Source organism: Sphingomonas sp. (genome assembly GCF_017745215.1).
Taxonomy (GTDB): Bacteria; Pseudomonadota; Alphaproteobacteria; order Sphingomonadales; family Sphingomonadaceae; genus Sphingomonas.
In genome coordinates, this window is sequence record NZ_JAGHZV010000019.1 from 63245 (window position 1) to 70539 (window position 7295).

6 protein-coding genes are annotated in these 7295 nt (G+C 67.9%); 2 read left to right on the plus strand and 4 right to left on the minus strand.

The window, feature by feature from the left end:
- The first annotated feature begins 122 nt into the window (after window positions 1-122).
- Window positions 123-1073 (plus strand): LysR family transcriptional regulator, encoded by a 951-nt coding sequence (locus J7495_RS16985; RefSeq protein WP_294058003.1) that lies wholly within the window; start codon window positions 123-125, stop codon window positions 1071-1073.
- On the opposite strand, the gene J7495_RS16990 is transcribed toward J7495_RS16985, so the two are convergent.
- The 4 genes from J7495_RS16990 to J7495_RS17005 form a co-directional block, all read right to left on the minus strand.
- Window positions 1070-2347, minus strand: a complete 1278-nt coding sequence (locus J7495_RS16990; RefSeq protein WP_294058005.1) for a cytosine permease — start codon at window positions 2345-2347, stop codon at window positions 1070-1072. The genes J7495_RS16985 and J7495_RS16990 overlap by 4 nt on opposite strands.
- Complete coding sequence (locus J7495_RS16995; protein WP_294058006.1) at window positions 2344-3447, minus strand: DUF917 domain-containing protein; 1104 nt, start codon at window positions 3445-3447, stop codon at window positions 2344-2346. Before J7495_RS16995 ends, J7495_RS16990 begins: the two co-directional genes overlap by 4 nt.
- A 59-nt stretch (window positions 3448-3506) precedes the next feature.
- A complete protein-coding gene (locus J7495_RS17000) occupies window positions 3507-5639 on the minus strand; it encodes a TonB-dependent siderophore receptor (protein WP_294058007.1) in 2133 nt (710 codons plus the stop codon).
- 258 nt (window positions 5640-5897) lie between these two features.
- Window positions 5898-6290 (minus strand): RidA family protein, encoded by a 393-nt coding sequence (locus tag J7495_RS17005; protein WP_294058009.1) that lies wholly within the window; start codon window positions 6288-6290, stop codon window positions 5898-5900.
- A gap of 336 nt (window positions 6291-6626) precedes the next feature.
- On the opposite strand from J7495_RS17005, the gene J7495_RS17010 reads away from it, so the two are divergent.
- Window positions 6627-7295: HAMP domain-containing protein (locus tag J7495_RS17010; protein WP_294058010.1), on the plus strand; the 669-nt coding region annotated here is incomplete at its 3' end.

A 7295-nucleotide genomic window follows, 5' to 3' on the forward strand; every position in this document is an offset into this window, starting at 1 on the left:
GACTCATGCCTGCCGCCGGTGCGAATCCGGGACGCGAGGCGGACCGGACGGCGCCTCGAGCCCTTGCCGGGCCGTCATGGAATTGTATTGTGACGGCATAGAAGCCCGGGTCGGGACAGGACATGTCGCGTCTGACACTCTCTCAGCTGACCGCCTTCCTGAAGCTCGCGGAGACCGCCAGCTTCCGGGATGCCGCGACGCAGCTCGGTGTCTCGCAGCCGGCGCTCAGCCGCACGATCCAGCACATCGAGACGCGCGTCGGCGTCCGCCTGTTCGACCGCGACACGCGCACCGTGACGCTCACGCCCGCGGGCGAGCGGCTCCACCCGCTCGCGATCCGGCTGCTCGAGGATTATGAGACGGTCTTCCGCGAGCTCCACGAGTTCGTCGAGGGGCGCGAGGGCGTGATCCGCATCGCCGGGCTGCCTTCGGTCGCCTCGGCGCTGCTGCCGCCGGCGATCCAGAGCTTCCAGGCACGCTATCCCGCGGTGCGCATCGAAATCTGGGAAGACGTCGGCGACCAGGTCCACAATGCCGTGCGCGAGCGCCGCGCCGACATGGGCATCGCCCCGCCGCCCGACCTCGCCGGCGACCTGCGCTACCAGGAATTGCTCAAGGACAGGCTCGTGCTGGTCTGCCGCCATGACGATCCGCTTGCGGAGGGAATCGAGCATCCCTGGTCGGTGTTCGCCGATCGCCGCTTCATCACCATGTCGCAGGAGACCGGGCTGCGGCGGATGGTCGAGAGCGGGATCGCCCAGGCGGGCGTGCCGGTCGAGCGGCTGTTCAACTGCAGCGCCGCGACCACCGCCGCGGCGCTGGTGGTCGCGGGGCAGGGGCTCTCGGCGCTGACCCGGCTGACCATGGCGCAGATCGCCTCGCCCGCGCTCGCCTGGCGGCCGCTGGTCGATCCGGTGGTGGCGCGCTCGATCGGGATCGTGCGGCACAAGGGGCGCTCGCTGTCGCCTGCCGCCCAGGCCTTCGTGCGCGAGCTCGAGCGCCAGGCACGGATCATCCGGATGAGCGAGGAATCCCCCGCGCCGCCGACGCTGGGGCTGGTCCAGATCGCCTAGGCGGCGGGCAGCGGTCGGCCCCTCAGCTTGAGTACCGCGAGATACGCCACCGCCGCCAGGATCGTCGCGTCGAGCGCGGGGATCGTCGTCAGCGTGAAGCGCTCGCTCGGCACCAGCAGCACCGCCGCGAGCGAGCCGACCCACACCCCGACCGCTTCCCAGCGGACCGGCGGCAGCCGGCGGATCGAGGCCTGGGGATCGGTGCCGCGGAAGAGCGTGAAAGCGTCGATGACGTAGATCGCCGCGATCGGCGGGACGATCAGGCTCAGGAACACGAGGAAGGGGATGAAATGGTCGATGATCCCCATCAGCGCGAACGCCGTGCCGATCACGGCGCCGAGCAGCGTGAACACCCAGCCGCGCACCTTGGGGAAGGTGGCGCCCAACGCGAGGCCGGCGGAATAGAGGTTGGCGGCGTTGACCGTCAGCATCGGGGTGGCGAGCAGGAAGAGCAGCGGCGTGCCGAGGCCGAGCGAGACGATGAGCTTCGCGACGCTCGTCTCGCCGGTGGCCAGCGCTGGCAGGGCGGCGGTGGTCATCATCAGCGGCGTCGCGATCGGGAAGGACAGCGCCATGCTCACGATCGAGCCGCGCTCGGTGCGGATGTAGCGCGAGAGGTCGGGCATGGTCACCACCGCGACCATATAGGCGCCGATCACCGAGGTGACCGCGATGCCGAAGCGCATCGGCACCGGTGGGGTGGGCGAGGGTGCGAGCACCAGCCCGTGGCGCTGGACCGCCACAAAGGCGACCGCGACGAAGATCACGCCGAGCAGCGGCACCACGACCAGCGCGAGCCGTTCGAGCGCGCGGATGCCGACGATCGTCGAGCCCGCCGCGAGCAGGCTTCCGGCGATGACGAAGGCGGCAAAGCTCTCGGGCAGATGGTTGATCTTCGCCGCCTCGGCCATCGCCTCGCCGATGAAGGCCGCGTTGATCCCGAAGGCGCAATATTGGATCAGCGCGAGGACGATGTTGATCAGCGCCGCTCCCTGCACGCCGAACGAGCGCCGGACGAGGAGATAGGTCGAAAGCCGCGTGCGCACGCTCACCACTGCGGTGAAGCAACAGCCGGCGCACAGGATCAGCGCCGCGAGGAAGGCTGCGCCGACCGCGCTGCCGAGCCCCAGCGCCAGCGCATTCTGCGCGCCGTTGAGGAAGTCGGGCTGGCCGATCGAAAAGCTCGCGACGATCAGTGCGACGCGCCAGCCCGCCATCGTCTCGCCCGCCGGAACCGGGCTGTGCGAATATTGGTCGCTGCTCTCCGCCGTCACTGATCTTCCCATCGGTTGAGCCGCTCGATCGGCACATAGGGCTCGGCATAGCCGAAGGCGGCCGGGCCGACGAAGGACAATGCCCGCGCCTCGCGGAGCATCGGCGGAGCGGCGGCGCCCACCACCCTGACGCGCTGGCCGTATTTCAGCCGATCGGTGGTGATGCTGTCGGCGGTCTCGCGGTCCATTACCGTGATCAGGTCGGGCACCGTCGCGACGACCGCGCCGTCCCGCCGCGCGATGAGGTTTTCGTTCTGGAAGTCGAGTTCCATTCGGCTCCCGTCGCCGAATCCCTCGATCACCACGCGGCCCATCGCGAACCCGCCGTGCGTCTCGCGCTCGAGGTCGGTGATCTTGCCGTCGAACAGGATTCCCGCGAAGGGATAGAGCCCGGTCGCGCGCAGCGCCGCGAACATCGCCTCGAACGGATCGTCACCGCGCACCTGCGCCTCGCGGATCGCCGCGCCGATCGCGATCGCGCTCGAAAGGCTGCGCGGTACGGCATGCTCTTTCGCCTGGCGGCCGGTCAGCGGATATTCGGTCATGTGGGCATCGCCGCCCATCGCGATCGAGAGCTGTCGCGCGATCCGCTCGTGGAGCAGGTTGTCCGCCGTCTCGATCACCGCGATCGAGCCGCCGGCATCGGTCATCACCGAAGGGCAGGCGTGCAGCCCGTGGATGCCGAACACCGACATCTGCGATTCGGGAAACGCCCGCGCCATCCCGTCGGCGTCGACCACCGGCATGCCGATTCCGGCGGCGGCGAGCAGCGGGGCGAGGCCGTTGCCGCCGCCGATCTCGATCGGCAGCACCGCGTCGATCCGGCGGCCCATCAGCTGCTCGAGCCGGCGCAGCCCGCTCGTGGCTTCATGGCCGTTGGGCAGCTTCTCGGTCGAGACCGTCGGCGCGCCGATCCAGCCGCAGGGCACGACCAGCGCATCGTCGGCCAGCGCGTCGAGCGAGATCAGCTCGAACGGCCCGTGCCGGGCGATCTGCGCCTCGCCGATCAGCTGGTTGTAATAGGGATCGCCGCCCCCGCCCGAGCCGAGGAAGGCGGCGCCGCGGGCGAGGTCGGCGAGCGCGAGGGTATCGATGCGCAAGGATGGAGCTCCCGCCACAAAGGCGGATGCGCGGCCGAAGGGGTGGCCGCGCATCCGGTTCAGAAGCGGTAGGAGAGCGACGCGGTGAAGCTGCGCGGTGCCGCGTACTGGCTGATGCCGTACACACCGTAGACGAGGCTGGCGTAGTAGAGCTTGTCGGTGACGTTGCGCACCACGATCGAGGCGCGGATGTTGTCGACCACGTCGACGCCCGCCATCAGGTCGAGGACCGCATAGGCCGGCTGGACGGTCGTGATCGTGTCGACCTTGCTCTGCCAGCGCAGCTGCGCGCCGAACGACAGCTTGTTGAGTGCGGGGATGGTGTAGGTCGTCGAGGCCTTGATCGACTGGCGGGGAATGAACAGCCGCGTGTCCGCGCCCGCCTGGTCCTTCAGGCTCAGCGTGGTGAAGCCGCCGCTCACGTCCCAGTTCGGCGTGATCCGACCGGCGACCTCGAACTCGAAGCCCTTGGCGGTGGTGTCGACGCCTTCATAGGCGAAGAAGGTGCCATAGACCGGATCGGGCACCTGGCTGACGTAGCTCGCCAGGCCGTTCTGCTGCGTCTTGAACACCGTCGCGCTGAGGTACAGCCGCTTGTCCAGCAGGTTGGCCTTGAGCCCCGCCTCCATGTTGGTGCCCTCGACCGGCTTCAGCTGGACGTGGTTCACGTCATATTCGACCTGCGGCATGAAGATCGAGGTGTAGCTTGCATAGGCGGTGAGGAACGAAGTGAGGTCGAACAGCACGCCGGCATAGGGATTGAGCTTGCTGCGGCTGGTGTCGACCACCTGGCCGTAGTTGAACCCGCTGCTGTCCAGCCTGGCCCAGCTCGCGCCGGCGACGAGGTGAAGCCGGTCGGTGAAGTTGATCTGCGACGCGGCATAAGCGCGCAACAGCTTGTCGGTCTGGTCCTGCGCCAGCGCCTTGGGGTTGTAGGTCGGCAGCGGGATGTCCCAGCGGTTCGGCCCGTTGAAGTCGGGGAACACCACTGCGCCCAGCCCGAAGCCCGTATCGACCGCGCGGCCCTGATATTGGAGCTGGTGGCTGTGCGCATAGGAGAGGCCGAACGTCAGCTTGTGCTCCTGCCCGAACGCCCGCACGACGCCGCTCGCATAGAGATCGCCGAGCACGCGGTTGTTGTTGGTCTCGAACTCCGAGGTGTCGGCCAGGTAGAAGCCGGTGGCCTTGTCGGGCGGCAGCGACGGATTGAGGATGCGCGGCGCATCGAGATAGTTGCGATAGGTGAGCACGCCCTTGATCGTCCAGTCGCTGCCCAGCGCATAGGCGAGCTCGCCATAGGCCTGGTGCTCGGTGGTCGGCCAGGTCGCCCAGCGCGGCGCCGAATTGGCCGAGCGGGCGTAGTTGATCGGCGTGCCGTCCGAATAATAGAGCCAGAGGCCGATCCAGCTCGCCGCCTGGCTGTCATGGTCCTGGCGGTTGTAGCCGGCGGTCAGCGTGAGGTTCGGCGTGATCCTGCCCGAGAGGACGATGCCGATCACGTCGCGATTGTAGTTGTAGCGGTCGAGATAGCTGTCGCTCTCCTCGTGCGCGCCGATCACGCGGATGCCCCAATCGTCGCCGATCGGCACCGAGACGTCGCCTTCGACCCGCCACTTGTTCCACGATCCGAAATAGGCCGAGGCATTGGCGTGGAGCGTGTCCGACGGGCGCTTGCGGACATAGTTGATCGTCGCGGACGGATTGCCGATGCCCGTGGTCAGGCCATTGGCGCCGCGAATGATGTCGATGCGCTCGTAGAGGAAGCTGTCGGTGTCGCCGTATGCATAGTTCTGGATCAGCGGCAGGCCGATCCCGTCGATCTGGAAGTTGGTGACGTCGAAGCCGCGCGCGTTGAAGGTGGTGCGATCGGTCTCGGCGCGCTCGACGTTGACGCCCACCGCCTGGTCGAGCAGGTCCTTGATGCTGGTCAGCGCATAGTCCTGGATGCGCTTCTGATCGATGATCGTCACCGACTGCGGCGTTTCCATGAACTTGAGCGGCAGCCCGGTTGAGGTGGTGACGGGCGCGTTGATGCCGGTGACGATGATCTCGTCCGAGGCCGACGCCTGCACTTCGTCCTGGCCGCCCTCCGGGCCGTCGGCGGCCCAGGCCGGCGTGGCGCACGCAATGGCCAGCGCCAGCGCCGACGCGGCGAGCAGGCCGCGCGAAGGACCATGATCAACTTGCTTCATTGCCGACCCCCTTGTCGTTCGCGATCGAGCCGCGGACCAGGGTCGCGACGCTTCGCTTCGATTGCACTTCTTGCGGCCGGCCGGCCCGGTCCGGGCGGCCTTTGGCTCGAGGGGCAGGCTGCGGTTTGGGGGGCGCCACTGGCAATGACAATGAGGCTATCGCGTCATAACCGCGATACGGCGTCTTCGTCGAAGCCGAGGCCGGTCAGCCCCTCGGTGCCGTCGCGACCCGGATCGCTTCTGGGACGTCGATATGGTCTAGCGCCGCCGTATCGCCACGCCTTCGATCTCGATCAGATAACCGTAATGGAGCTCGGGCACCGGCACGATCGCGCGGGCAGGGCGATGCTCGCCCATCCGCCGGGCGTAGAGCCGGTTGAAGCGCGGCCAGTTGTCGATGCCGACGACATAGACGGTGACCTTCGCCACATCCTCCGGCCCCGCGCCTGCCGCTGCGGCGACGGCGAGGAAATTGTCGAGCGCGATCATAGCCTGCGCCTCGAAGTCGCGGTCGGCGGTGTGGCTGCCGTCGGGCAGGATCGGCAGCTGCCCGGAGATGAAGACGAGGTCTCCGCACGCCATCGCGGCGCTGTAATGGCCCCCCGGCGGCGCGGTATCGGGGCAGGCGATGGGTTTCAGCGAGTCGGCCATGCCGCCTCTTACGCCACTTCCTGTGACGAGAAGATCCAATCGGCCGCATCTGCGCCCGGGTCCGGACGCAGATGCCGGGCGAGTGCTTGTCCCAGCCCGGAGCGGCCCCTCGTTATTTTTGCTGCGCCGAAGCGAAAAGCTCGGTTATACCAATGGCTACCGGCCGGGGGGTCGATCAACTGCAAGCGGGGTGGGAGATGCCGGGAGCCTTGAGTGCTAGAATCCTCCGACACGCTGGATCGCCGCCAGCTCGTCTCTGCCCTTCGTAGCCTGAGACGCGGCGATTTCTCCGTTCGGCTGCCGGATGATCTGCCAGGCGCCGACGGCGAGATCGCGATGCTGTTCAACGAGGTGGTGAACCTCGAGGAGCAGATGACCAACGAGTTCGAGCGGCTCTCGCGAGTCGTCGGCAAGGAAGGCAAGATCACCCAGCGCGGCCATGTCCGCGGCGCCACCGGCGGCTGGGAAGTGAAGCTGCGCGCGCTCAACGAGCTGATCGAGGACATGGTCCAGCCGACCGCCGAGGTCGCGCGCGTGATCGGTGCGGTGGCGAAGGGCGACCTCTCGCAGTCGATGGCGGTCGAGATCGACGGGCGACGGCTGCAAGGCGAATTCCTGCGCATCGGCAAGGTCGTGAACACCATGGTGGAGCAGCTCGCCTCCTTCGCCTCGGAAGTGACGCGCGTGGCGCGCGAGGTGGGCACCGAGGGCAAGCTGGGCGGTCAGGCGCGCGTGAAGGGCGTCGCGGGCACCTGGAAGGACCTCACCGACAACGTCAACGCGATGGCGACCAACCTCACCGGCCAGGTGCGCAACATCGCCGAAGTGACCACCGCGGTGGCCTCGGGCGACCTCTCGAAGAAGATCACCGTGGAAGTGAAGGGCGAGATCCTCGAGCTCAAGAACACGATCAACACGATGGTGGACCAGCTCAATTCCTTCGCGTCGGAAGTGACGCGCGTGGCGCGCGAGGTCGGCACCGAGGGCAAGCTCGGCGGCCAGGCC